Source organism: Thermomonospora umbrina (genome assembly GCF_003386555.1).
In the GTDB taxonomy this organism is placed as follows: domain Bacteria; phylum Actinomycetota; class Actinomycetes; order Streptosporangiales; family Streptosporangiaceae; genus Thermomonospora; species Thermomonospora umbrina.
In genome coordinates, this window is record NZ_QTTT01000001.1 from 1585438 (window position 1) to 1609111 (window position 23674).

At 69.9% G+C, this 23674-nt stretch carries 18 protein-coding genes; 6 read left to right on the plus strand and 12 right to left on the minus strand.

Going from position 1 to position 23674, the window contains the following annotated elements; genetic code table 11:
• Positions 1–59: 59 nt before the first annotated feature.
• From DFJ69_RS06865 to DFJ69_RS06875, 3 genes are read right to left on the minus strand one after another with little or no spacing between them, the layout of a single operon-like run.
• Positions 60–1346: a restriction endonuclease subunit S gene (locus DFJ69_RS06865; RefSeq protein ID WP_116021700.1), complete on the minus strand. Its 1287-nt coding sequence runs from the start codon at positions 1344–1346 to the stop codon at positions 60–62.
• Positions 1339–3372 carry a type I restriction-modification system subunit M gene (locus DFJ69_RS06870; RefSeq protein WP_116021701.1) on the minus strand — a complete coding sequence of 678 codons (2034 nt, stop codon included), beginning with the start codon at positions 3370–3372 and terminating at the stop codon, positions 1339–1341. Before DFJ69_RS06870 ends, DFJ69_RS06865 begins: the two co-directional genes overlap by 8 nt.
• Positions 3369–5030, minus strand: coding sequence for an N-6 DNA methylase (locus DFJ69_RS06875; RefSeq protein WP_116021702.1), 1662 nt, complete (start codon positions 5028–5030; stop codon positions 3369–3371). The genes DFJ69_RS06870 and DFJ69_RS06875 overlap by 4 nt, the downstream gene beginning before the upstream one ends.
• A 153-nt stretch (positions 5031–5183) precedes the next feature.
• Between DFJ69_RS06875 and DFJ69_RS06880 the strand changes: the two genes are divergently transcribed.
• From DFJ69_RS06880 to DFJ69_RS06895, 4 genes are all read left to right on the plus strand, one after another.
• A complete protein-coding gene (locus DFJ69_RS06880; RefSeq protein ID WP_116021703.1) occupies positions 5184–6896 on the plus strand; it encodes a DUF6119 family protein in 1713 nt (570 codons plus the stop codon).
• A 507-nt stretch (positions 6897–7403) separates the two neighbouring features.
• Positions 7404–9725: an ATP-binding cassette domain-containing protein gene (locus tag DFJ69_RS06885; RefSeq protein WP_116026453.1), complete on the plus strand. Its 2322-nt coding sequence runs from the start codon at positions 7404–7406 to the stop codon at positions 9723–9725.
• A 64-nt stretch (positions 9726–9789) separates the two neighbouring features.
• Complete coding sequence (locus tag DFJ69_RS06890) at positions 9790–10263, plus strand: CBS domain-containing protein (RefSeq protein ID WP_170177560.1); 474 nt, start codon at positions 9790–9792, stop codon at positions 10261–10263.
• 365 nt (positions 10264–10628) lie between these two features.
• Positions 10629–13043 carry a HelD family protein gene (locus DFJ69_RS06895; protein WP_116021705.1) on the plus strand — a complete coding sequence of 805 codons (2415 nt, stop codon included), beginning with the start codon at positions 10629–10631 and terminating at the stop codon, positions 13041–13043.
• Between the two features lie 18 nt (positions 13044–13061).
• On the opposite strand, the gene DFJ69_RS06900 is transcribed toward DFJ69_RS06895, so the two are convergent.
• The gene (locus DFJ69_RS06900; RefSeq protein WP_116021706.1) at positions 13062–14204 is read right to left on the minus strand and encodes an acyl-CoA dehydrogenase family protein; all 1143 of its coding nucleotides are present in this window, start codon (positions 14202–14204) and stop codon (positions 13062–13064) included.
• 80 nt (positions 14205–14284) lie between these two features.
• Between DFJ69_RS06900 and DFJ69_RS06905 the strand changes: the two genes are divergently transcribed.
• A complete protein-coding gene (locus DFJ69_RS06905; protein ID WP_116021707.1) occupies positions 14285–15019 on the plus strand; it encodes a MerR family transcriptional regulator in 735 nt (244 codons plus the stop codon).
• Positions 15020–15056: 37 nt separating this feature from the next.
• Positions 15057–16556 (plus strand): MFS transporter, encoded by a 1500-nt coding sequence (locus DFJ69_RS06910; RefSeq protein ID WP_116021708.1) that lies wholly within the window; start codon positions 15057–15059, stop codon positions 16554–16556.
• Here DFJ69_RS06910 and DFJ69_RS06915 read toward each other — a convergent pair.
• The 8 genes from DFJ69_RS06915 to fdxA form a co-directional block, all read right to left on the minus strand.
• Complete coding sequence (locus DFJ69_RS06915) at positions 16507–18063, minus strand: polyamine aminopropyltransferase (RefSeq protein WP_245974713.1); 1557 nt, start codon at positions 18061–18063, stop codon at positions 16507–16509. The genes DFJ69_RS06910 and DFJ69_RS06915 overlap by 50 nt on opposite strands.
• A 195-nt stretch (positions 18064–18258) precedes the next feature.
• Entirely contained in the window at positions 18259–18708 is a 450-nt protein-coding gene (locus DFJ69_RS06920) for a DUF350 domain-containing protein (RefSeq protein WP_245974091.1), read from the minus strand.
• Positions 18705–19820: a hypothetical protein gene (locus tag DFJ69_RS34140; RefSeq protein WP_170177476.1), complete on the minus strand. Its 1116-nt coding sequence runs from the start codon at positions 19818–19820 to the stop codon at positions 18705–18707. Before DFJ69_RS34140 ends, DFJ69_RS06920 begins: the two co-directional genes overlap by 4 nt.
• Positions 19817–20218: a DUF4247 domain-containing protein gene (locus DFJ69_RS06930; protein ID WP_116021710.1), complete on the minus strand. Its 402-nt coding sequence runs from the start codon at positions 20216–20218 to the stop codon at positions 19817–19819. Before DFJ69_RS06930 ends, DFJ69_RS34140 begins: the two co-directional genes overlap by 4 nt.
• Positions 20215–20718 carry a DUF2617 family protein gene (locus tag DFJ69_RS06935; protein ID WP_116021711.1) on the minus strand — a complete coding sequence of 168 codons (504 nt, stop codon included), beginning with the start codon at positions 20716–20718 and terminating at the stop codon, positions 20215–20217. Before DFJ69_RS06935 ends, DFJ69_RS06930 begins: the two co-directional genes overlap by 4 nt.
• A 4-nt stretch (positions 20719–20722) precedes the next feature.
• Positions 20723–21379, minus strand: a complete 657-nt coding sequence (locus DFJ69_RS06940; RefSeq protein WP_425453307.1) for a DUF4178 domain-containing protein — start codon at positions 21377–21379, stop codon at positions 20723–20725.
• A 670-nt stretch (positions 21380–22049) separates the two neighbouring features.
• Positions 22050–23141, minus strand: coding sequence for a succinyldiaminopimelate transaminase (dapC, locus tag DFJ69_RS06945; protein WP_211328533.1), 1092 nt, complete (start codon positions 23139–23141; stop codon positions 22050–22052).
• 100 nt (positions 23142–23241) lie between these two features.
• Complete coding sequence (gene fdxA / locus DFJ69_RS06950; protein ID WP_116021713.1) at positions 23242–23568, minus strand: ferredoxin; 327 nt, start codon at positions 23566–23568, stop codon at positions 23242–23244.
• Positions 23569–23674 lie beyond the last annotated feature (106 nt).

Genomic DNA, 23674 nt, shown 5'->3' on the forward strand with positions numbered 1-23674 from the left:
GTCCTCTTCACCCTGGGCTTGCTCGCCGCACTCCTCGCCCTGGCAGCCGGCGACGCCCGCTACACGGGCAGGCACCGCTGAGCGGTGGTCACATCGATCTGCCCCGTAACAGCAGCAGTGATCAACGCCCGCCGCCGCTCCTCCAGCAACTCAATCTGAGTTGCGATCGCCTGTACCAGCTCATCATTTGCCCTGGCAGCGGCCTCGAACCGATCAACGAAGTCGGCCTGCACACAGGTGGGAGCCAGCGGCACGGGCCAGCTCTTGATCTCTTCGATCTTCAGGTTGGCCATCGACTGCGAAGTGCCATGTGAAGCAGCCGCACAGAGGCCGCGAATCCGGCTCCCCCGCGCCACCAACGCGAAGAAGTTCTTATTGAGGTCTTCGGTGACCTCTATCCGAAAGATCTTGTCCGGCAACATCAGCCTGGCACGCGGAGCCTCGGCGACGGCGACCGCACCGACCAACGCAGGCGTATTGGCCCGAGTTATGAGAAGATCTCGGTCCCGCACCTCATACCGCAGATGCGGAGCAACTTCTTCCGGGAGCCGCTTGTTCTCAGCGCCATCAAAGCGTCCCCCTTTGACGGCGCTGACCTTGAGAACGCCCCACTCGCCCTCTTCCGCAGGAAGACTGTCACACTGCGGGCTCACTCCTTGCTCAACCCTCGACAGAAAACGCCGCAATGGAAGCGTTCCGTACTCCTCAATCATCGAGTCGATACTTGCATCAAGCAACGCCTGCTCCCGCTGCCGCAGCAAACCGATCCCCGCGCCTCGCATAGCAACAAGGCGATCCAAGATTCCAGTCTTCGCGTCAAGGAAGTCCGCAATCCGCCGCTGGTCATCTAGACCTGGCCGAGAAATCATGAGGCTGGCCACATCTCGCAAATTCATGCGTTGACGCGTAGATCCACGCGACCTCTGCTTGCAACCCCACTCACCGAGGCTTGAGTTCAAAAAGTGAACAAGAAAACGCGCATCGAGCCGATCACTATCAACACGCACCCGGAAGCAATCTGCTTTAACGATAGCCGGCCCTAGTTCTGGAGGCGCCAGACAAGCCCGCCCGAGCGGATTATTCGAGTCACCCAAGCCTGCAATGATGACATCGCCTTCGCTGACGACATGTCGCGCGAAATTTTTGTATCTTTCCAGGGAAATGAACGCACGGTCTTCATCCTTAAACCGGCCAACACCAACATTTCCCAGGCGAACTACGCGAGCACCAGTATCAGTGTAATGCTTGGAAGCCAGGTTGCTACCAAAAGGGCCATCGGCGAGCGATCGGAGTGAATGCCCCAGTTGCCCGTAGCTCCACCCTCTGGGCAAGTCGATCTCACGCATCTGCAATCTTCCCGAGAAGTGCCTGAATCTCCCCTTCAAGACTTCTCAGCTCGGCGTCGATTTCGGCGAGAGGGCGTGGGGGCGTGTAGGTGTAGAAGTAGCGGGTGAAGGGGATCTCGTAGCCGATCCGAGCGCGGAGCGTCTCCTTGGTCTTCGGGTCCTTCACCTCGGCGATCCAGGCGTCTTCAACGTGTGGCAGCACCTCGCGCTTGAGGTACTCGTCGATGTCCTCGGTGAGCGGGACGTTCTCCGCGTCGCGGAGGTCCGGGTCATGGGCGGGCTTGCCCTTGACCACTTGAAGCTCGCCCTCGGGGTCTGCGATGGCGAAGGCCGTGAGGACCGCCTTCTCCACGTTGTTGGGCGGGAAGGTCACTCCGCCCTCGATCCAGGCGACGACCAGCTTCTCTCTGATCTTCGTCCGGCTCATCTCCACCGTGCCGATGAGCGGCTTGAGACCGGTCAGCAACTCGTCGCGCAGGTCGTACTTCTGGAACGCGGACGACTCCGTCAGCAGGGCGAGTGTTTCCTCCGTCACTTCGAAGCGCTGCCGTAGCGGACGGTCGATGGTGATGCGCTGGTAGCCGAAGTGCTCGTTGTCGAAGATCTTGACGCGGGCGCGGTCCGGGTGGTCCTCGTCCTCCGCGATCTCGAAGGCGTCGCGGTAGACGCGGCAGATGTGGTCGCGCTGGTCCTTGCTTACTTCTTTCCTCTTCTCACCGAAGGTCTTGCGGGTCTTGGTCCACTGGTCGCGGGCGTCCAGAAGGATGACCTTGCCCCGGTTGCGCGGAGCCTTGTTGTTGGTGATGATCCAGAAGTACGTGGAGATGCCCGTGTTGTAGAACAACTGGTCGGGCAGCGCGACGATCGCTTCGAGATAGTCGTTCTCAATGATCCAGCGCCGGATCTCCGACTCCCCCGACCCTGCCCCGCCGGTGAAGAGCGGCGATCCGTTGAAGACGATCGCGATGCGGGAGCCCGGGAGCCGGTCGTCCAGCGCGTCGGCGGTGACGGGACGCATCTTGGACATCATGTGCTGGAGGAACAGCAGCGACCCGTCGTTGATGCGCGGCAGCCCGGCACCGAAGCGGCCCGCATGGCCCAGATCCTTATACTCATCCTCGATGAACGTCTGCACCTTCTTCCACTCCACGCCGAAAGGCGGATTGGCGAGCATGTAGCGGAAGGTCTTATCCCGGTGGCCGTCCCTGCTGAACGAGTTACCGAAGGCGATCGACGACCGCGACTCGTCGTAGCCCTTCATCAACATGTCGGACTTGCAGATGGCCCACGACTCGGCGTTGAGTTCCTGGCCGGCGAGATTGACGCGCGCCTGGCCGTTGTAGTGGCGAATGTGATCGTCGGCGGCGGCGAGCATGCCGCCCGTCCCGCAGGCGGGGTCGAGGATGTCGATGACGGGTGCCTCGCCGGTCAGCGCCTCCTCGTCCGGGCCCAGGAGCAGATCCACCATCAGATTGATGACCTCGCGGGGGGTGAAGTGCTCACCGGCGGTCTCGTTCGACAGTTCGGAAAATTTCCGGATCAGCTCCTCGAACAACCGGCCCATGTCATCGTTGGTCACACGCTGCGGGCTCAGATCAAGGCGCGGGTCGGCGAACCTCGCCACGACCCCGTAGAGCAGGCCGGCCTCGTCCAAACGCTCGATCTGGTCGTGGAACTTGTACCGGTCGAAAATCTCGATGACCTCGTCGGAGAACCCGTTCACGAAGTCGGTGAGATTCTTGCGCACGTCGGCCGAACCGGCGGCGATGGTCTCGAAGGTCTGCTGCGACAGGTTGTAGAACGGCAGTCCGGCCTTCACCTTGAGCAGGGCCGGCGGCGCCTTCTTGTCGCCGAAGGATTTCGCGCAGTCCCACACCGCCTGCCGAGTCGGGTCGAGGACACAGTCGAAGCGGCGCAGTACCGTGAACGGCAGGACCACCTTGCCGTACTCCGACTGTTTGTAGTCGCCGCGCAGCAGATCGGCCACCGACCAGATGAAGGCGGACAGATTCTGGTCAGCGCTCACGCGTCGTTCCCTCGCTTCGTGTCGTTCGTCGTCGGGGCCGGGTCCAAGGTGCCGCCGGTCAGCCCGTCGCGGGCCAACCGTACGGCCCGGCGTCCCATCTTGGCCGCTTCCTCCAGGCGTTGCACGAAGATCTCCAGTTCCCTGAAGGCCGCGCCGTAGGCCCGTTGTCGTTCCAGGTCCATCTGTGGCACCCGCGCGCCGCGTGGGTCGGCGCGATGCGTTCCCGACCCCGAGGTGTTGCGCCGGATGTTGGCGGCACTGGCCAGGAAGCCTTGCAGGAAGCCGTCGTCGAGCTGGTCCGTCGTGGAGACCGGCCGACCGTCCCGTAGTCGGACCAGACCGCCACGGATCAGTTCGTTCACGTTGATGGTGGCCACGAGGTCGTGGTCGCCTTCGGAGAGCTCGGGTAGGCCCGCGCGCAGCTCGTCCAGCAGCGCCGCGAAGCGTTCCCGCGCCTCACCGTATGCGGCGGCTTGGCCTTCTTGGTTCGCCGCCACGTAGCGGGACGGGGTGAGGTCGACCTCGTCGTCCAGCATTCTGATGGCGGGAACGGAGGTGACCTGATCGGCGGTCGGCTCGATCGGGGCGTTCAGATCCGCCTCGGTCAGGTCGATCATGCGCACCCTCGTGTCAGGCCCCGGTGAACGTACGGGCCTGCGCAGGATCCATAGATGCACCGGCAGCGCGTGCCCGGCGGCGAGCCCGCCCGGTAGGGCCACCATCGTGTCCAGCATTCCGCCGCGTACCAGTTCGGCGCGGATCCGGCGGCCGGAGCGGCGGTAGGCGGCGGACGCCGGCAACGCGAGCACGGCACGGCCGCCGGGGGCGGTGTGGAAGTAGCAGTGTTGGAGCCAGGCGAGATCGCCTTCCACCTTTGGTGGCAGCCCCAACTCCCAGCGGGGGTCGAGGAGCACATCGTCTCGTCCCCAGTCGGTCTGCCCTGACGGGGGGTCGCACACCACGAGGTCGGCGCGAAGTCCGGGGAAGTGGTCCTTCCGCAGGGCGTCGCCCTCGACGACCTCGGTCGTTCCCGATCGTGCCTCCAGCGCGGCACGCAGGCCCACGAACGCGGTGAGCCCCTCGGCGACGTCCTGACCCACTCGGCGGACGACCTTCTTGCCGCCGACCGACAACAACAGATCCCCGATGCCGCAGGCCGGGTCGTACACGGTGCCGGTCGTCTCGCCGGCGAAGTGGCGCATCGCCCGCACCAGCGCCGGTGTCGACACGTGGTCGCCGCCGCTGCGGCTCGCCGACGCGACGTACCGCTCCACGAGATCGCCGACGAGGCCAGCGGGCGTACGGTCGCGGGCGAGGTTGGCGATGAGTTCTGCGGTGGCCCTGGTCAGCGGCGGGTCCGCGCGTTGGTCGTACAGTTCGGCGGCCGTCGCGGTCAGTGCGCCGATCATGTCCTCACCGCGTTCGGCGCGCAGTGCCTGCCAGAGCCTGACCTCGTCCGCCACCTGCCGGCCCTTGCCCTGCCGATCCAGCCACCGCGCCACGTCCGGGAGGGCGAACAAGGGTGCGGAGTTGGTGCCACCCGCCGGTTCCGGGAAATCCGGATGGCGGCGACGCCAGTTCGACACGGCGGCGCGGGTCACTCCCGCCATACGAGCGATCTCCGCCGGCGGAACCAGGACGATCTCGGCTGCACTCATGGAGGCAACGTACACGTTCGTGAGCGCCACACTCAAGTGTTGGCGTGTTGACGACGCAAACAGTGTCATGCATTCTGTGTGCGGGGCGACGATCTGCGAGAGCGTCGTCCACCATCCCGGCCTCCTGCCTGAGGCCCTTCCCTGGGAGTCGCCATGGCCGCGCTGACGCGCGAGGTCACGCTCTACCGTCTCACCGACACCGATCCCGACATCGATTCACTATTCGCCCTCGCCGGGGGCACGTTCCTCGATGAGGAGGGGCGGTCGTTCGACCTCTCCGAGGCCGAGTTCGAGGGCGCGACGGCGTTGATGTTCCATTGGGCGCAGCCGCCCGAGATCGCCTCATGGATCCATGACGCCGCTCGACTCGTCGGCCCCCTGCCCCACTACCAGAGCCAGGACTCGGGGGGCCTCCTCCTCATCGCCGTGGGCGATGACACCTACGCGATCGGCTTCGGCGCGGGCTGGCGGCTGCTGCCGGACGGGCTCAAGGACCAGCGGTTCGGGCTGAGGTTCACCATTCGGGCCGTGGACCCCGAGCAGGTCCGTGCGATCGTTCGCCGCTCCCTGACCGGGATCGGGCGGCAGGACGCCACCCACGTTCCGTCCGGCATCCCCATCGGCCACATCGGGGTCAGCGAGTACTCCGAACTCGTCCGCAGGCTCGCCGGCAAGGTCGACCCGGAAGATCTCGGGCTCGGCGGCCCCAAGCCGGTGTCCGTCGAGGGGGCGGCCGGCCTTAGGCTGCGGATTCCGCTTGATCCGGAGCGGCTCGTCACGCTGCTTCGTAGGATCTCCGAGATCTGCGCCCGCGAGGTGCCGAACGAGTTCGCGTTCGTCGAGGCCATCATGCCCGTCAAGGACGCCGACCGACGCGATCTCCTCGACGGTGCGCTCAACGAGCGGCTGCGCTCCGCCGACGAGGGCGACCCTCCGATGCGGCTCGTCGAAGCGGTGCCGAGCGACCTCGTCGACCAGCTCGACGACGTGCAGACGTACGGCATCAAGATCGGCTCAACGAAGGAGCGGCACGTCCCGCACGGCGTCGACCTGACGGACATCCTCGATCGGTGCATGGTCGTCAGAAGCGCTCGGCCCATCGAGGCACTGCGGCGTGGGGTGGTGATCATGTACGCCGACGGCCCCTCCTGGAGGGAGAACGGCCTCCCCCGGAAAGAGCTCGGCAGGGCTCGGGCGGACCGTTGGCTCGAAGTGTCCACCGTCCTGAACGACACGCAGTACTTCCTCATCGAGGGCGACTGGTACGAGGGCGGCACCGAGTATTTCGCCTCGGTCCGCCGCCAGAGCGCCGGATACTTCCCGAAGAGGCCCGGCATCGTCATGCCTCCGTGGGAGGAGGCCATCGCACGGTCCACTCTCGACGAGAAGAAGAGGGGCGAACCGCGCTACAACGACGGAGTCGAGCGGCTCGTCGGTCCGGAGAAGATGCTCAACCTCGACCAGAAGTTCATCGGAGCCGGTTTCCATGGCTCCAAGGGCTTCGAAGCCTGTGATCTGCTCGGACCCGACAACGAGCTCATCCACGTGAAGGCCGGCAAGGGCACCGGGACGTTCAGCCATCAGTTCAGCCAGGGACTCATCTCGACCGAGGCGTTGTTCCTCCGGCCGGAGTTCCGGACGGAGCTCGCCGAACGCGTCCATCAGGCCAGTTTCGGCGCGCGGACGCTTCCGGCGGACTGGCGTCCGGCCAAGGTCGTCTTCGCCATGATGATCGATCGCAAGAGCGACCTCACCCCCGACTCGCTCTTCCCGCACGCCCAGATCGCACTGACCCACGTGGCCGCGACCCTCAAGAACCGCTTCGGCGTTGAGGTGGAGGTCATCGCCATCCCCCGAAACGCGTAGGGGCGCGGGCACCGGGTCGCGTCGGCCAACGCGAACCCGGCTGGCCGATCGACCCGACATCGGAGCGCCGAGTCATCACGGCGGAACGCGTGCGCGGCGGTCAGCCTCGGCGGTGTGCCCGAGGATCGCGGGGACGACGGTGCCCCGTTGGTGTGCCTTCTCGTCGACGCCGAGATGTCAGCCAAGGAGCGCGGCATCCGCATCGGCCGCCTCACCGCCCGCATGCACTGGGCGCACAGCCTGCCGTCCCGCCGGCTAGGCCGCATGGAAGGGCGCGGCATGATCGCCGCGAACCTGCGAGCTGGACCTCCGGGGCGACGATGTCCTGCTCACGCCGCCCCAGGTCATATGGTTTCCGTCCGTCGGCACTTCACCGACGTATTTCAGCACGGCGGCTCGCCGCCCTGATCCATTTCGAACTGACCGTCGCCACGGACCCGGTCCTCGTGACGGTCTCGGGGTCGACGGGTTTGCCAGTACGTGAAGGCGGACGGGTACGAGGGCCTCATGGGAGACGACGGGTTCATCCGGGTGACAGGGGCGCGCGTTCACAATCTGCGGAACGTGGACGTGGCGGTGCCGCGCGGGCGGCTGGTGGCGTTCACCGGGGTGTCCGGGTCGGGGAAGTCGTCGCTCGCGTTCGGGACGATCTTCGCCGAGGCGCAGCACCGGTACCTGGAGTCGGTGGCGCCGTACGCGCGGCGGCTGGTGCAGCAGTTGCCGGTGCCGGAGGTGGAGGACGTCACCGGGCTGCCGCCGGCCGTCGCGTTGGGACAGCGGCGGTCGGTGCCGTCGGGGCGGTCGACGGTCGGGACGCTGAGCCGGGTGTCCAACTCGCTGCGGATGCTGATGTCCCGGGCCGGTACGTATCCGGAGGGGGCCGAGCCCCTGTATTCGGACGCGTTCTCGCCGAACACGATCGTCGGGGCCTGCCCGCAGTGCGAGGGCCGGGGCGTCGTCCACGAGATCACCGAGGAATCCCTGGTGCCGGACCCCTCCCTGAGCATCGCGGAGGGCGCGATCGCCTCCTGGCCGAGGGCCTGGCAGGGCAAGAACCTCCGCGACATCCTGCGCACCCTCGGCCACGACCTGGACGCGCCCTGGCGGGAGCTGCCCGCGCAGGACCGGGAGTGGATCCTGTTCACCGAGGACGAGCCGGTGGTGACCGTCCACCCGGTACGGGAGGCGGGCCGGATCCAGCGCCCGTACCAGGGGAAGTACACGAGTGCGAGCCGTCTGGTGCTCCGCGCGTACGCGTCGTCCGCCAGCGAGAAGACCCGCGAACGCGCGGAGGGGTTCATGACCACTTTGACGTGCCCGCTGTGCGAGGGGCGGCTGTTGGCCCCCGAGGCCCTGGCCGTCACCTTCGCGGGGAGGGACATCGTCGAGCTGTCCTCGATGCCGGTCACCGAGCTCGGCGCGCTGCTGGGCGGGTATCGCGACGATCCCGGCGCGGTCGGCCCGCTCGCCCGGGACGTCGCCGAACGCGTCGACGTGCTCGACGAACTGGGCCTCGGCTATCTCAGCCTCCACCGGGCCGCGCCGACCCTGTCCAGCGGCGAACTCCAGCGGATCAGGCTCGCCACCCAGTTGCGCGCCGGGCTCTTCGGCGTGGTCTACGTGCTGGACGAGCCGTCGGCGGGCCTGCACCCCACCGACTCGGCGGCCCTGTCGGGGATCCTGCGGCGGCTGCGCGACGCGGGCAACACCGTCTGCCTGGTCGAGCACGACCTCGACGTCGTCCGCGACGCCGACTGGGTGGTCGACGTCGGGCCCGGCGCAGGCTCGCGCGGCGGCGAGATCCTCTACAGCGGTCCGGTGGAGGGGCTCCGTGCCGTCGCGGACTCCGTGACCAGGCGATATCTCTTCCACAAGGTCGTGCCCGAACATCGGCGTCACGAGCCCACCGGACTGCTGAGGCTGCGCGGCGTCGACCGCAACAACCTGCGGGATCTGGACGTCGACGTTCCGCTCACCGCGTTCACCGCGATCACCGGGGTGTCCGGCTCGGGCAAGTCCAGCCTGCTGGAGTCGATCGGCGAGGCGTCGCCGGGCCGCGTCGTCCGCGTCGACCAGCAGCCGATCGGCCGCACCCCGCGCTCCAACCTCGCCACCTACACGGGGCTCTTCGACACCGTCCGCAAGCTCTTCGCCGCCACCGACGCGGCCCGCGAGCGCGGCTACGGGCCCTCCCGGTTCTCCTTCAACGTCGCCGGCGGGCGCTGCGAGACCTGCGAGGGCGACGGTCACGTGTCGGTCGAACTATTGTTCCTCCCGAGCACGTACACGCCCTGTCCCTCCTGCCACGGCGCCCGCTACAACCCCGAGACCCTCGAAGTGACCTACCGGGACCACACCATCGCCGACGTCCTCGATCTCACCGTGGAAGACGCCGCCCCGTTCTTCGCCGACGTCTCCTCGGTCCTGCGCGCCCTGGAGACGCTCCAGGACGTCGGCCTGGGCTATCTGCGGCTCGGGCAGCCGGCGACGGAGCTCTCCGGCGGCGAGGCCCAACGGATCAAGCTCGCGACCGAGCTCCAGCGCCGCCGCCTCGACGACACCCTCTACCTCCTCGACGAGCCGTCCACCGGCCTGCACCCGCACGACACCGACCTGCTCATGAACCGTCTGCACGACCTGGTCGACGGCGGCGCGACGGTCGTCGTGGTCGAGCACGACCTGCGGGTGGTGGCGGGCGCCGACCACGTGATCGACCTCGGCCCCGGCGGCGGCTCGGCCGGCGGGCGGGTCGTCGCCGCCGGCCCGCCCACCGCGATCGCCGCCGCCCCCGACAGCCGTACGGGCGCCCACCTGAAGGCGCTCCTGTGACGCGCCGCGCCCGCCGAACGTCGCCCGGTCTTCAGAGCGGTGGCCGATCATGGGGAGATCGACGATGACGGAGCAACCCGCCACGCTCCTGCCACCCGATCCGGCGGTCGTCGGCCGCACGTTGGCGGGTCGGACCGTCGCGGACGCGATGCTCCACCATCCCAAGGTCCACGATCACACGGTCTCCGTCGCCGAGCTCCAGGACCTGTTCCTGAACGTCCACGTCCATGCCGCGCTCATCGTCGACCCGGCCCGCCGGCTGCTCACGATCGTCGAGCGCGCCGACCTCACGTCGGCGGCCCCGTCGCCGGCGCACGCGCTGGGGCGGCTCGACGGCCGCACGACCCACCCCACGGCGGACCTCGTCGAGGTCTGGGGGCTGATGGTCGACCAGGGGCGACGCCGCCTGGCCGTCGTCGACGACTCCGGGACGCTGCTCGGCCTCCTCGCCCTGAAACGCAGCCGACTCGGCTTCTGCTCCGACGCGGGCGTGCTCGCCCGCCGCCGCGAACGCCGGGGTGAGCAGCCCTCGGCCTGATAACGGGACGGCGTCGACCCGCTTGCGGGGAGCCGTTCACCCGAGGCGGAGGGCGACCGCCGTTGCGCGGTGATCCGGCGATTCAGCCGTCGTGGCGGGTCGGTGGGAAACCCGCCTCCTCGAGCCTGCGCCGCACAATGTGGGCCGCGCGCAACTCCCGGGCCCGGTCGCGGATCTCCAACGCCGTCGCCGGGTCTTCGCCCGCCCCCTTCCGCCGACCGGATGCCGAGGCGGGGCGGGTGTTCGGACGTTCGGGGGAAAAGGAAAAAGGCCCGCGCGACGGCGGACCGGCAGGGGTGGTACCATGCCATGTTGCATTGTGGGCACAGCAAACCAAACCCTATGAATAGGAGTGTAGCTCAGGCATGGGAACCCGTCAAGCCGATGATGTCAAGTCCCCCGAGGCCGCGCTGCGAGAGGAACAGGACTACGTCACCCGTGTCTACGACAGGCTCGACACCGAGCGCGACGAGGCCGAGCGCACCCTGCGCGAGGGGCCGGCGGCCACGGGCGGCGGCGGAGTGTTCCAGGCCAGGCTCGAACGCGCCGTCGCCACCGATGAGGCGGTCCGGCGTCTCGACCGGCTCACCGGCGTCGAGCGCGGGCTGTGCTTCGGCCGCATCGACCACAGGGCCGAGGGCGGACGGCCCGGCGACACGTTCTACCTCGGCCGGATCGGGCTGCGCGACGAGCACCGCGAACCGCTGCTGATCGACTGGCGGGCCGCCGCCGCCCGCCCGTTCTACACCGCGACGCACACCTCCCCCGGCACGCTGGCGCGCCGCCGCCATCTGCACCTGCGCCTGCGCGAGGTGGTGCGGATCGACGACGAGGTGTTCGACCTGGACGGACTGTCCGCCGCCGACCAGAGCACGATCGTCGGCGAGGCGGCGCTGCTGGCCACGCTGCGCCGCGGTCGCACCGGCCGGATGTCCGACGTCGTCGCGACGATCCAGGAGGAGCAGGACCAGGTGATCCGCGCCGGGCTGCCCGGGGTCCTGGTCGTGCAGGGCGGTCCGGGCACCGGCAAGACGGTCGCCGCGCTGCACCGCGCCGCCTATCTCCTCTACACCCACCGCGACGTGCTCGAACGCCGCGGCGTCCTGGTCGTGGGCCCCAACGCGACCTTCCTGCGCTACATCGAGCAGGTGCTCCCCGGCCTCGGCGAGACCGACGTGGCGCTGGCGACGGTCGGCGAGCTCTTCCCGGGCGTGCGGGCCACCGTGATCGAGAGCCCGGAGGTCGCCGTCCTCAAGGGCGGCCTGCGCATGGCGGGCCTGATCGACGCCGCGGTCAGGCTTCGGCAGCGCGCGCCGGAGGAGGGCGTCGAGATCGAGTCCGACGGGATGGTCCTGCGCGTCGACCCGGCGACGATGCTGGAGATCCGCGACCGCGCCCGGGAGCTGCGCGCGCCGCACAACGTGCAGCGCAGGCTCTTCGTCCACGAGATGCTGCGGGCGCTCGCGCTCGACCGGGCCGAACAGTACGAGCGGATCACCGACGAGCCGCTCCAGGAGATCCTCGACTCCGGTGCCGTCCCCCAGTGGCTCCAAGAGCTGCTCGACGAGGCCGAGGACCGGCCGCTCCTCGACGACGCGGACCTGAAATCGGCCAAGGAGACCCTCTGGCAGGACCCCGCCGTACGGGCGACGATCGACGCGCTGTGGCCGGAGCTGACCCCGCAACGCCTGCTCACCGACCTGTTCGGCGACCGCGAGGCGCTGCGGCGGATCGGCCCTGAGGCGGGCCTGTCCCCCGCCGAGGAGGCCGCCCTCTTCCGCCCGCCCGGCTCCGAGTGGACGGTGTCGGACGTGCCGCTGCTGGACGAGGCCGCCGAACTGCTGGGCGCCCCCGAAGACTCCGCCGAACGAGCGCGCCGGCGCGCCGCCGAACGCGAGCGGGAGGCCGAGGAGCTCTACGCGCGCGAGGTCATCGAGTCCTCCGGGATCGTGCAGACCGGCATCCCCGAGATCGACATGGTCGACGCGCGCGAACTGGCCGAACGGCACCTGGAGGACGCGCTGGACCTGGCCGAGCGCCAACACGACGACGGCCTCCGGCTCACCACCGCGCAGCGCGCCGCCGCCGACCGCGAATGGACGTACGGGCACGTCATCGTCGACGAGGCCCAGGAGTTGTCGGAGATGGCCTGGCGAACGGTCATGCGCAAGATCCCGACGCGCTCCCTCACGGTGGTGGGCGACATCGCCCAGACCGGCAACCCCGCCGGCGCCCGCTCATGGGGCTCGATGCTCGACCGGTACGTCTCGGGCCGCCGGCGGGAGCACCGGCTCATGGTCAACTACCGCACGCCCGCCGCCATCATGAGGCTCGCGGCCGACGTCCTCGCCGAGGTCGCCCCCGACCAGACACCCCCCGAGCCCGTCCGCGACGACGGCCCCCCGCCCGTCGCCGTACGCATGACCCCGGACACGCTCCCCGCCCTCGTCCGCGCCGAACTCGACGAGATCACCACCGACCGCGTCGGCGAAGGCCGCCTCGCCGTGATCGCCTCCACCGCCCAGCACGCGGCGGTCCTCGCCGCCCTCCCGAACGCCGAGGCCGGCGCGACCCCCGAGGCCCTGGACTCCCCGGTCGTCGTGCTGACCCCGGAGGAGTCCAAGGGCCTGGAGTTCGACTCCGTCATCGTGGTCGACCCGGCGGGGATCACCGGGTCGGACCTCTACGTAGCGATCACCCGAGCGACCCGCCGCCTGACCCTCACCCACCACAACGACCTGCCCCCGATCCTGTCGAGCGTCACCGAATCGGCTCTCTGAGGCGACGTCCGTGTCCGGTCAGATGCCGAGGCCGCGGCCGATGATCTCTTTCATGATCTCGGTGGTGCCGCCGAAGATGGTCTGGATGCGGACGTCCTGGTAGGCCTTGGCGATGGGGTATTCGGTCATGTAGCCGTAGCCGCCGAAGAGTTGGACGCAGCGGTCGACGACGGTCTTGCAGAGTTCGGTGTTCCAGTACTTGAGCATCGCGGCCTCGTCGATGCTCAGTTCGTCGCGGCCCTCCTTGACCACGCACTGGTCGGTGAAGGCGCGGGCGATCGTCAGCTCGGTCTTCATCTCGGCCAGTGTGAAGCGGATGTGCTGGAATTTGCCGATGGGGCGGCCGAAGGCCTCGCGGGTCTTGCAGTACTCCAGGGCCTGTTCGAAGGCGGCCTCGGCGCCGGCGAGGGCGGTGACGCCGATGGCCAGGCGCTCGCGGGGGAGGTTCTGCATCAGGTAGATGAAGCCCTGACCCTCTTCGCCCAGGAGGTTGGTCGCGGGGACGCGGACGTTGTCGAAGAACAGCTCGGCGGTGTCCTGGGCGTGCATGCCGACCTTCTCGAGGTTGCGGCCGCGTTCGAAGCCCGCCATGCCGCGCTCGACGACCAGCAGGCTCACACCGTGGGCGCCCGCCGAGGTGTCGGTCTTGGCGGCCACGATGACCAGGTCGGACAGGATGCCGTTGGAGATGAACGTCTTGGAGCCGTTCAGCACGTAGTGGTCGCCGTCGCGGACGGCGGTGGTCTTCATGCCCTGGAGGTCGGAGCCGGCGGCGGGCTCGGTCATCGCGATGGCGGTGATGATCTCGCCGGAGCAGTAGCCGGGGAACCAGCGGCGCTTCTGCTCGTCGGTGCAGAGTTTGAGGAGGTAGGCGCCGTTGATGTCGTTGTGCACCGAGAACGCGGGGCCGTGGACGCCGTGCCGGGCGAGCTCCTCGTTGAAGACGACGTAGTAGCGGTAGTCGTCGTTGCCGCCGCCGCCGAACTCCTCGGGGATCTCGATGCCGAGCAGCCCCTGCCGGCCCGCGGCCAGCCACACCTCGCGGGAGACGACGCCGTCCCTCTCCCACTGCTCGTGGTGCGGGGTGATCTCCTTCTCGATGAAGGACCGCACCATGTCGCGGAAGGCCTCGTGCTCCTCGGTGAAGATCTCGCGTCCCATTCCGGCGGGTCTCCTCGCTTGTCGGTACCCTTTGATACAGGCTTAATGTAACACCAGAGGTGTCACATAAGGGAGGGCGGATGGAGCTCACGGTGGACGAGCTGGCCGCCCGCGCCGGGGTGTCGGTGCGGACGGTCCGCTACTACGCCGGGCGCGGGCTGCTGCCGCCCCCTCGCCTGCGCGGACGCACCGGCCTGTACGGGGAGGATCACCTGGCCAGGCTGGAGCTGGTCCGCGAGCTCCAGTCCCTCGGGCTGACCCTGTCCGCGATCGAACGCCACCTGGAACGGATCCCCGAGGACGCGCCCCTGGAGGATCTCGCCCTCCAACGCGCCCTCCTCTCCCCCTGGGCCCCCGATCGGCCCGAGACCATGGACCGCCACGAGCTGAATCAACGCGCCGGACGTCACCTCGACGACGACACCGTCAAGCGGTTGGAGGCGTTGGGCGTGGTGGAGCCGATGCCCGGCGGCGCCCTCCGGGTGGGCAGCCCCGCGTTGCTGCGGGTCAGCGCGGAGCTGGCCGGACTGCCACTGCCGCTCGACACGCTCATCGCCTCGTACGAGGCCGTCGAACGACACACCACGGCGCTGGCCGAGGAGCTGCAGCGGAACTTCCAGCAGACCGTCGTCCGCCCCTACCGGGAACGGGGACGGCCGCCGCAGGAGCGCGACATGCTGCTGGAGATGGCCACCCGGCTCAAGCCCCTGCTGATCCAGTCGCTGGTCACCTCGTTCCAGCACGCCGTCGACCGCACCCTCCGCCGTACCGTCCCCGGCGACCGCGACGCTGAAAGGCCCACGTCACCCGGGTGAAAGGAATGAGCACCGCTCGGCGGGCAAAACGATCTCCATGGCGACGACGGAAGAACGCACCATCGAGACCGACGTCCCCGGCAGACTCGACCGCCTGCCCTGGGCCCGCTGGCACTGGGCGGTGCTGCTCGGGCTCGGCGCGGTGTGGATCCTGGACGGGCTCGAGGTCACCGTGGTCGGGGTCATCGGGCCCCGGCTCACCGACGAGGCCGGCGGGCTGGGGCTGACCGACGCGCAGGTGGGACTGGCGGCGTCCATCTACGTGATCGGGGCCTGCCTGGGAGCGGTGGGGTTCGGGTACCTCACCGACCGCTTCGGGCGCAAGAAGCTGTTCCTGCTCACCCTGGCGCTCTATCTGGCGGCGACGGTGGCGACGGCGTTCTCGTTCAACCCGTACTGGTTCTACGCCTGCCGGTTCCTGACCGGCGCGGGCATCGGCGGCGAGTACGCGGCGATCAACTCCGCCATCGACGAGCTGATCCCGGCCCGGGTGCGCGGCCGGGTCGACGTGCTCATCAACGGCTCGTTCTGGATCGGGACGACCATCGCCGCCGCGCTGTCCCTGGTCATCCTGAACGGCGACGTGATCCCCGAGAACCTGGGCTGGCGGGCGATGTTCGCGCTGGGCGCGGTGCTCGGGCTGGGCATCCTGTTCGTGCGGCGGACGGTGCCCGAGAGCCCCCGCTGGCTGTTCATCCACGGGCGCGAGGACGAGGCCGACCGGATCGTCCGGGAGATCGAGGACACCGTGCGCGCCGAGACCGGCAAGGAGTTGGCCGCGCCCGGCGACAAGATGAGGATCCGGCAGCGGCGCACCATCGGCTTCGGGGAGATCGTCCACACCGCCGTCCGGCGTTACCCCCGGCGGACGGTGTTGGGGCTGTCCCTGTTCATCGGGCAGGCGTTCCTCTACAACGCCGTCTACTTCACGTACGCGCTGGTGCTGGACGAGTTCTTCCAGGTGAAGAGCGCGAACGTCGGCTACTACCTGATCCCCATCGGTCTGGGGAACTTCCTGGGCGCGTTCGTACTGGGCCGAATGTTCGACACCATCGGGCGCAAGCCGATGATCGCGGGCTCGTACATCGTGTCCGGGGTTCTGCTGATCGGCACGGGGCTGCTGTTCCGCGCCGACGTGCTGTCGGCCACCACGTTGACCGCGTGCTGGTGCGCGGTGTTCTTCTTCGCCTCGGCGGGGGCCAGCGCCGCCTATCTGACGGTCAGCGAGATCTTCCCCATGGAGACCCGGGCGATGGCCATCGCCGCCTTCTATGCCGTGGGCACCGGGCTCGGCGGCGTGATCGGCCCCACGCTCTTCGGGAAGCTGGTGGAGAGCGGCGAGCTGTCCGCCGTGGCCACCGGCTACTTCCTGGGCGCGGGCTTGATGATCGCCGCCGGGATCGTCGAGCTGCTCATCGGCGTGGAGGCGGCCGGCCGTTCACTGGAGGACATCGCCCGGCCGCTGTCGGCCGAGGAGCCCGCCGCTGTCAGAGGTCGCGCCACTCCTGGCGCTGGTAGTCGAGCAGCTTCGGCTTGATCAGCGTGTTGACGTCCACGTCGTCGCGGCGCAGGTCCCTGGCGAACACCGACGAGGCCCGCAGCACCCCCTCGTCCAGGAACCGCAGGCCGGTCACCGTCGGGTCCATCCGCAGCGGCGGCGGGGCGTCGCCCGGGGTCGCCAGCACGTACCCCCAGTCGCCGAAGCTCGGCACGTCCACGTGGTACGGAACGGTGGCCAGCCCCGCCTCCCGGATCGTGCGCTCGATGCACCAGAACGACCGGGGCGCGAAGAACGGCGAGCCCGACTGCACCACGAACCGGCCTCCGGGCGCCAGCACCCGCTTGAGCAGCCCGTAGAACTCCACCGAGTACAGCTTGGCCGTCGACACGTCGTCCGGGTCGGGGAAGTCCACGATCACCGAGTCGAACCCGCCCGCCCCCGAACCCGCGCCCACGCGTTCGCGCAGCCAGGAGAACCCGTCGGCGTTGACCACGTCGACCCGGGGGTCCTCGAACGCCCGCCGGTTCAGGGCCGCCAACTCGCCGTACGTCCGGGCCAGCCGGACCATCTCCGGGTCCAGCTCCACCAGCGTCACCCGCCGGACGTCCCGGTAGCGCAGCACCTCCCGCAGCGCCAGCCCGTCGCCGCCGCCGAGGATCAGCACGTTGCCGCGCGTCCCCGCCAACGCCGGGTGAACGAGCGCCTCGTGGTAGCGGTACTCGTCGACGGACGAGAACTGCAGATCCCCGTTCAGGAAGAGCCGCAGGTCGGAACGGCCCGACAGCTTCAGCCCCCGGGTGATCACGATCTCCTGGTACGCCGTCCGCTCCGCCAACGCGATCGGGTCGCGGTACAGGGCCTGACGTGCGGAGACCTCGAACCGGTCGGCCAGCGCGTACGTGCCGCCGAGCACCGCCAGGACCCCCGCCAGGCCGCCCCACAACATCAGCCGCGCGCCCCGCCGCACCTGCCCCCGGAACAGCCACAGCACCACGGCCATGCCCGCCACCGCGTTGCCCGCCCCCACCAGCAGGGTGCCCTTGATGTGCCCGAACAGCGGCAACAGCAGGAACGGGAACGCCAGCCCGCCGAGCAGCGCCCCCACGTAGTCGGCGGCGAACAGGTCGGCCACCGCGCTGCCCGCGTCCTGCTTGCGGATCCGCTGGAGCAGCGTCATCAGCAGCGGGATCTCCGCGCCGATCAGCCCGCCCACCACGAACGCCACGACCACCAGCGCCGGCACGTACAGCCCGAGCCACGCGTACGCCGCGTACAGGGCGAGGACGGACAGCCCGCCGAGCAGCGCCAACGCGCCCTCCACCGCCGCGAACGCGACCACCGCCCGGGACTGCAACGGCTTGGCCGCCAGCGACCCGATGCCCATGGCGAACACCATGACCGACAGGACGATGGACGCCTGGGTGACCGAGTTCCCGATCAGGTAGCTGCCGAGGGCCACCAGCGCCAGCTCGTACACCAGCCCACAGGCCGCACACGCGAACACGGCGGCCAGCACCAGGACCCGCGCCGTCCTGATGGGCACCCGCGTGGGCGGGGCCTGCTCATGGTCGCGGCTCCGCCGCTCCGGCGAGCGGGCCTTTGCCGCGCGGTCCTCCCTCGTCACTTTCGAGATCGCTCCTTCGTCACGATCTTGAAAGCCTCCTCGGTCCCGACCACGCGGGCCCGTTCGTGTTCCCTTGCCTCGCTTCGCTCGGCCGCGAGCGGGCCTTTGGCCTCGTCAGCTTATGGCCGCCGCGACGATGGCGGCGATGGCGAGGTCGGTGACGGCGACGACCCAGCAGGCCGGGGCCATCTGACCGGACGCGGACTCGCCCTCGTTGCCGACCACGGTCGCGCCCAGGCTGCCCGGGGTGAGCAGGTCGAGGAGGTAGAAGGCGAGGGTCATCACGATGATGCCCAGCACGCCGTAGGCGACCGTCCCGACCAGGCCGTCGGCCAGGCCGTCCTCGCTGGTGACGATGGCGGTGGTGACGATCGCGCCGACGCCGGCCAGCTTGGCGGCCAGGATCAGCGCCGCGCCCCGGTTGCCCTCGGTCCAGATCTGGTGGCCGAGTCTGCCAGGGGTCGTGATCTCGACCACCAGGAAGCCGAGCGCCAGCAGGGCGACGCCGACCCCGCCGTACGCGAGCGCGGCTCCGCCTTCCTCGACGATGTCGTTCAGCATCATGCACTCCTACGGCTTCGAACGGCGGCGATGACGATCCAGACGAGCCCACCGGCGACCAGGACGCCGCCGGCCCCCATCCACACGTACCGTGCGACACCCGGCGGGGAGATCTCATCCCCGGCGGGCACGGTCTCGGCGGCGACCTGCGGCACCGGCGGGGCGGCGCCCTTCTCTGCCACCAGCATCGGCAGCGCCCCGACGGCGTCCGCCAGCCGCGCGTTGGCCCGGTCGCTCAGCAGGTCCTTGTTGGTGATCCCGGCCCGCACCAGGTCGGCGTCGGACAGCACCAGCGGGAGGTTGGTCTCGATGGTGGTGGAGACCGAGGTCCACTCCTCATCGATGATGGAGTAGTAGTAGTCGGCCTCGAAGACCACCCAGCGGGGACAGTGTTCGGGCAGCTCACGGGGGTCGTACCCGGTGCCGAAGTTGGACCCCACGTCCACGCCCAGATCGGGCGACGACGGCTCGGGCAGCGGCACACCCGCGTCCGGCACACCCGGACCGGTCGGGTCGGTCGAGTCGCCCGGGCCTCCAGGGCCGCTTGGGCCTCGCGGACCGGTCGGACCGGTCGGGTCGCGTGGGTCGGTCGGGCCGCTCGGGCCGGTCGGGCCTCGCGGGTCGGTCGGACCGGTCGGACCGCCCGGGCGGGTCGACGGCCGGAGCCTCGGCGCTGTCGCGGACGGACGCGACGCCGGCGCGGACGGCCCAGGAGCGGTCGCGGACGGGCGCAAGCCGGGCGCGGACGGCCCGGGCACGGTCGCGGAGGGACGCGACGCGGGGCCGGACGGGCGCACGGCGGGGCCGGAGGGGTCCGGGAGGGGGACGGGAGAGCCCGACGGGCGGATCGGGGTGGTGTAGCGGTCCAGCGAGAACCGGTCGGAGTCGATGCGCCAGCCGTAGCAGATCCGCTGCGTCCTGGCCGCCGCGTCCAGCCGGTTCACCAGACGTTCGGCCCCCTGGCCGCCGAACAGGCCGCCGCCACCGATGGAGACCTCGTCGCCGTCGTTGTCGGCCACCGCGACGAAGATCACCGTGAGGATCACCCCGATGATGATCGACCAGATGACGATGACCCGGCCCACACCGTCGGCCCCGCCCTGCGCGCCGCTCACTTGCCCGACCCCGGTCCGCCGCCCCGGAACACCGACGCCCGGCCGCCCGGCCCGCCCCAGCGTCCGCTCAGCGTGCTGCCGTGTCGTCGGTAGCCGCGATCGACGTCGTCGACGAGGATCCGGCTGCCCCTGCCGTCCGGCAGCACCGCGATGATCGCGTTCGGGTAGCGCAGGAACACCCCGGCGGGGTCGTAGGCCCGGTCGGAGGGCTTGAACTTGCGGCTGAGGGTGGCCGCCACCGCCAGCGGGGGTCCGGGCGCCCGGTAGACGCCGTTCCCCGCCTTGGCGTAGTGCGAGCCGATCCAGCCGCGCGGCGAGGTGTTCCCGCTGACCAGCGCACCGGTCAGCACGATCGCCCCGAGCGCGGCCAGCAGGCCGCCGCCCACGAAATGTTTCACTGCGCGACCTCCAGGAGGGTGCGGGTCACGACGATCTCTCGGGTCTGCGGGTAGGCGTGCCAGGTGCGCCAGCCCAGCATCCGACCGCCGGGGGTGTCCTCGAGCGCGAGGGCGGTCACCGCGTGCGGCGAGCCGGGGAACGTTCCGGTCAGCGCGTCGTCCCGGTGAGCGAGCCGCGCGCACAGCTCCCGCACCGCCGCCGCGAACCCGGCCTCGGTGCCGTGGGAACGGACGTCCGCCCGGAAGTCGTACGACCAGCCGGCCACCTCGGCGCGCAACCCCTCGGGCAGCGGGCCGGGCTCTCCGGGCAGGCAGGCGACGGTCTCGCTGACGGGACCGACGAAGACCTGGTGGGACGCCCCGAGCAGCCGCATCTCCACCCGTAGGCCGTCGCGTTCCACCGGGAGCACCGCCAGCGCGTCCAGCGGGGCCAGGCCCAGCGCGAAGGTCAGCGCGTCGGCGCGCGTGTCCAGGTAGGGGGTGTCGAGGGCGGCGCGCACCGGGTCAACCGCCCGGGTAGATGGTCATGGTCCCGGTGGGGACGCGCTCACCGGTGCCGGCCTCCCACGCCCCGCCGCCGAACCTCTCGAACGACAGGTAGCGCCCGCCGGGCCCCTCGTAGTCGACGTACTCGACCCGCCCCGTGTCGCCGAGGCCCGTGGTGCCCTCGGTGCGGTAGTCGGCGGTGCCGTGCTCGTCCCGTCGGTACTCCACCCCGTCGAGGGTCAGGGTCGGCTGATCGGGCGTCAGGCCGGCGGCATCGCGCTCGGTCCACCAGACGACCTCGAGATCCGGGTCCTCCTCGACGGACACCCACACCTTCGTACCGGCGACGGTGTCGGCCGTGTCGGCCCCGTCGGCGTCGAGCAGGTGCTCGCTCCAGGTGTAGCCCCCCTCGCGGAGACGCACCGAGCCGCGTACGAAGTACCGGACGCCGAGGTACTCCACCAGATCCCCCGCCTTCAGCGCGCGGGGGTCGCCGGCGACCTCACCCACGGACGCGAACGGGTCGACGGGTGTCGGGGCCGGAGGGGTCTGCGCGGCGTTCGGACGACGTCGCAGCAGAACGACGATGAGCACGACCAGCGCGACCAGGATCAACGCGAGCAGCGCGATCACCGCCGGCAGCATGCCCACCTCCACGCTCAGGGGTCGTTCCATGACCTGGCGTGCGGATACTACCGATCGCGCGCACACCGGGCGCAACAGGCATCAGATGACGGATCGGTGTATGCGGTTCCAATTTGGTCTCGACAGTCTTGCTTTTGTGGGGGGGGGCGACCCCCCACACCCCCCGCGCCCGGTCTTGGAGATCTTCAGGCGGGCGCCCCTCCGCTTGCGCTCCGGGGCACCCGCCTGAAGGACCGGGCAAAACCCCCAGCGGGTGACCCCGGCAGAAACGCTGGATCGCTGCACCCCCCCGGCGGGTGACCCAGGTTCAAAGACGCCGGACCGCTGCACCCCCCAGCGGGTGACCTCGGTTCGGAAACGCCGGACCGCAGCACCCCCGGCGGATGGCCCCGGTTCAGAGACCCCGGACCGCCGCGCCCCTGGCGGGTGACCCTGTTCGGGAACGCCGGACCGCTGCACCCCCCTGGCGGGTGACCCCGGTTCAAAGACACCGGACCGCCGCACCCCCTGGCGGGTGACCCTGTTCGGGAACGCCGGACCGCTGCACCCCCCTGGCGGGTGACCCCGGTTCAAAGACACCGGACCGCCGCACCCCCCGGCGGGTGACCTCGGTTCGGAAACGCCGGACCGCAGCACCCCAGCGGGTAACCCCGGTTCAGAGACGCCGGACCGCCGCACACCCCCCGGCGGATGGCCCCGTTCAGAGACGCTGGACCGCTGCCGCCACGCGTTCGTCCGTTGCGGTGAAGGCGACGCGGACGTGCCGGCCGCCGGCGGGGCCGTAGAAGTCGCCCGGCGCGACCAGGATGCCCGACCCTGCCAGGTGTTCCACCGTGTCCCAGCAGGGCTCGTCCCGGGTGGCCCACAGGTACAGGGACGCCTCGGAGTGGTCGATGCGGAAGCCGTGCCCGACCAGCGCCGCTCGCAGCGCCTCCCGCCGGCGGGCGTACCGGGCGCGCTGCTCGGCCACGTGGGCGTCGTCGCCGTACGCCGCGGTCATCGCGGCCTGAACGGGCGCGGGAACGATCATCCCGGCGTGCTTGCGGACCTCCAGCAGCCGCTTGACCAGCGCCGGGTCACCGGTGACGAACCCGGCCCGGTAGCCGGCCATGTTGGAGCGCTTGGACAGCGAGTGGATGGCCAGCAGCCCCTCGTGGGAGCCCCCGCACACGTCCGGGTGCAGGATCGACACCGGCTGCCTGCCGGGTGTCTCGTCCCAGACCAGCTCGATGTAGCACTCGTCGCTGACCACCACCGCGCCGCGCTCGCGGGCCCACGACACGACCTTGCGCAGGTGTTCGGCGGGCAGCACCCGGCCGGTGGGGTTGGACGGCGAGTTCACCCAGACGATCTTCGGGACGGCGGGGCCCAGCGTCAGCAGCCCGTCCGCGGGGACCGGCTCGGCCCCCGCCAGCCGCGCGCCCACGTCGTACGTCGGGTACGCCAGCTCTGGGAAGACGACCCGGTCGCCGGGCCCCGCGCCGAGCAGCGTGGGCAGCCAGGCGACCAGCTCCTTGGTGCCGATCACCGGCAGCACGGCGGCCGGGTCCGCGCCGGACACCCCGAGCGTGCGGCGCAGCCAGCCCGCCACCGCCTCGCGCAGCGCCGGAGTGCCGTACGTCTGCGGATATCCGGGCGCGTCCGCCGCCTCGGCGAGCGCGCGGCGGATCGGTTCCGGCGTCGGGTCGACGGGGGTGCCGACCGAAAGATCCACCATTCCGCCGGCATGACGGCCGGCGATCTCCTTGTACGGAGTCAGCCGATCCCAGGGGAAATCCGGGAGCTTACGCACCTTCCGCCTCTCCTTCACCGCAATGCCCCATGACGCCACAAGGCCGTGACCCTCCGGGGCCACGGCCGTGCGCGTTTCGTACGTGTCCGGCGAACCCGGATCAGTCGTCGTGCACCTGCGGGGGCAGCGCCACCACGATCGGGTGGTCCTTGTCGATCTTGCCGACCTTGGAGGCCCCCCCGGGCGAACCCAGGTCGTCGAAGAACTCGACGTTGACCTTGTAGAAGTCCTTCCACTGGTCGGGGACGTCGTCCTCGTAGTAGATCGCCTCAACCGGGCAGACGGGCTCGCACGCACCGCAGTCGACGCACTCGTCCGGGTGGATGTAGAGCTGGCGCTTGCCCTCGTAGATGCAGTCGACCGGGCATTCCTCAATGCACGCCTTGTCGAGCAGGTCCACACAGGGCTGCGCAATGACGTAGGTCACGTCGTGACTCCTCTCGGGTTCTTCCGGTCCCGCCGTGCGCCACGGCTCACCGCAAGCTCGCTCCACCTAGTATTGCGGCAGCGGGATAGTCGATTCGACAGGGGGG

Excerpts from the sequence above, each read along its gene's own strand:
- DFJ69_RS06910 (WP_116021708.1), top strand. The coding sequence starts at position 15,057 with ATGGCGACGACGGAAGAACGCACCATCGAGACCGACGTCCCCGGCAGA.
- DFJ69_RS06890 (WP_170177560.1), top strand. The coding sequence starts at position 9,790 with ATGACGGAGCAACCCGCCACGCTCCTGCCACCCGATCCGGCGGTCGTC.
- DFJ69_RS06880 (WP_116021703.1), top strand. The coding sequence starts at position 5,184 with ATGGCCGCGCTGACGCGCGAGGTCACGCTCTACCGTCTCACCGACACC.
- DFJ69_RS06895 (WP_116021705.1), top strand. The coding sequence starts at position 10,629 with ATGGGAACCCGTCAAGCCGATGATGTCAAGTCCCCCGAGGCCGCGCTG.
- DFJ69_RS06940 (WP_425453307.1), bottom strand. The coding sequence starts at position 21,379 with ATGGAACGACCCCTGAGCGTGGAGGTGGGCATGCTGCCGGCGGTGATC.
- DFJ69_RS06885 (WP_116026453.1), top strand. The coding sequence starts at position 7,404 with ATGGGAGACGACGGGTTCATCCGGGTGACAGGGGCGCGCGTTCACAAT.
- DFJ69_RS06905 (WP_116021707.1), top strand. The coding sequence starts at position 14,285 with ATGGAGCTCACGGTGGACGAGCTGGCCGCCCGCGCCGGGGTGTCGGTG.
- DFJ69_RS06875 (WP_116021702.1), bottom strand. The coding sequence starts at position 5,030 with ATGAGTGCAGCCGAGATCGTCCTGGTTCCGCCGGCGGAGATCGCTCGT.
- DFJ69_RS06900 (WP_116021706.1), bottom strand. The coding sequence starts at position 14,204 with ATGGGACGCGAGATCTTCACCGAGGAGCACGAGGCCTTCCGCGACATG.
- DFJ69_RS06865 (WP_116021700.1), bottom strand. The coding sequence starts at position 1,346 with ATGCGTGAGATCGACTTGCCCAGAGGGTGGAGCTACGGGCAACTGGGG.
- DFJ69_RS06920 (WP_245974091.1), bottom strand. The coding sequence starts at position 18,708 with ATGATGCTGAACGACATCGTCGAGGAAGGCGGAGCCGCGCTCGCGTAC.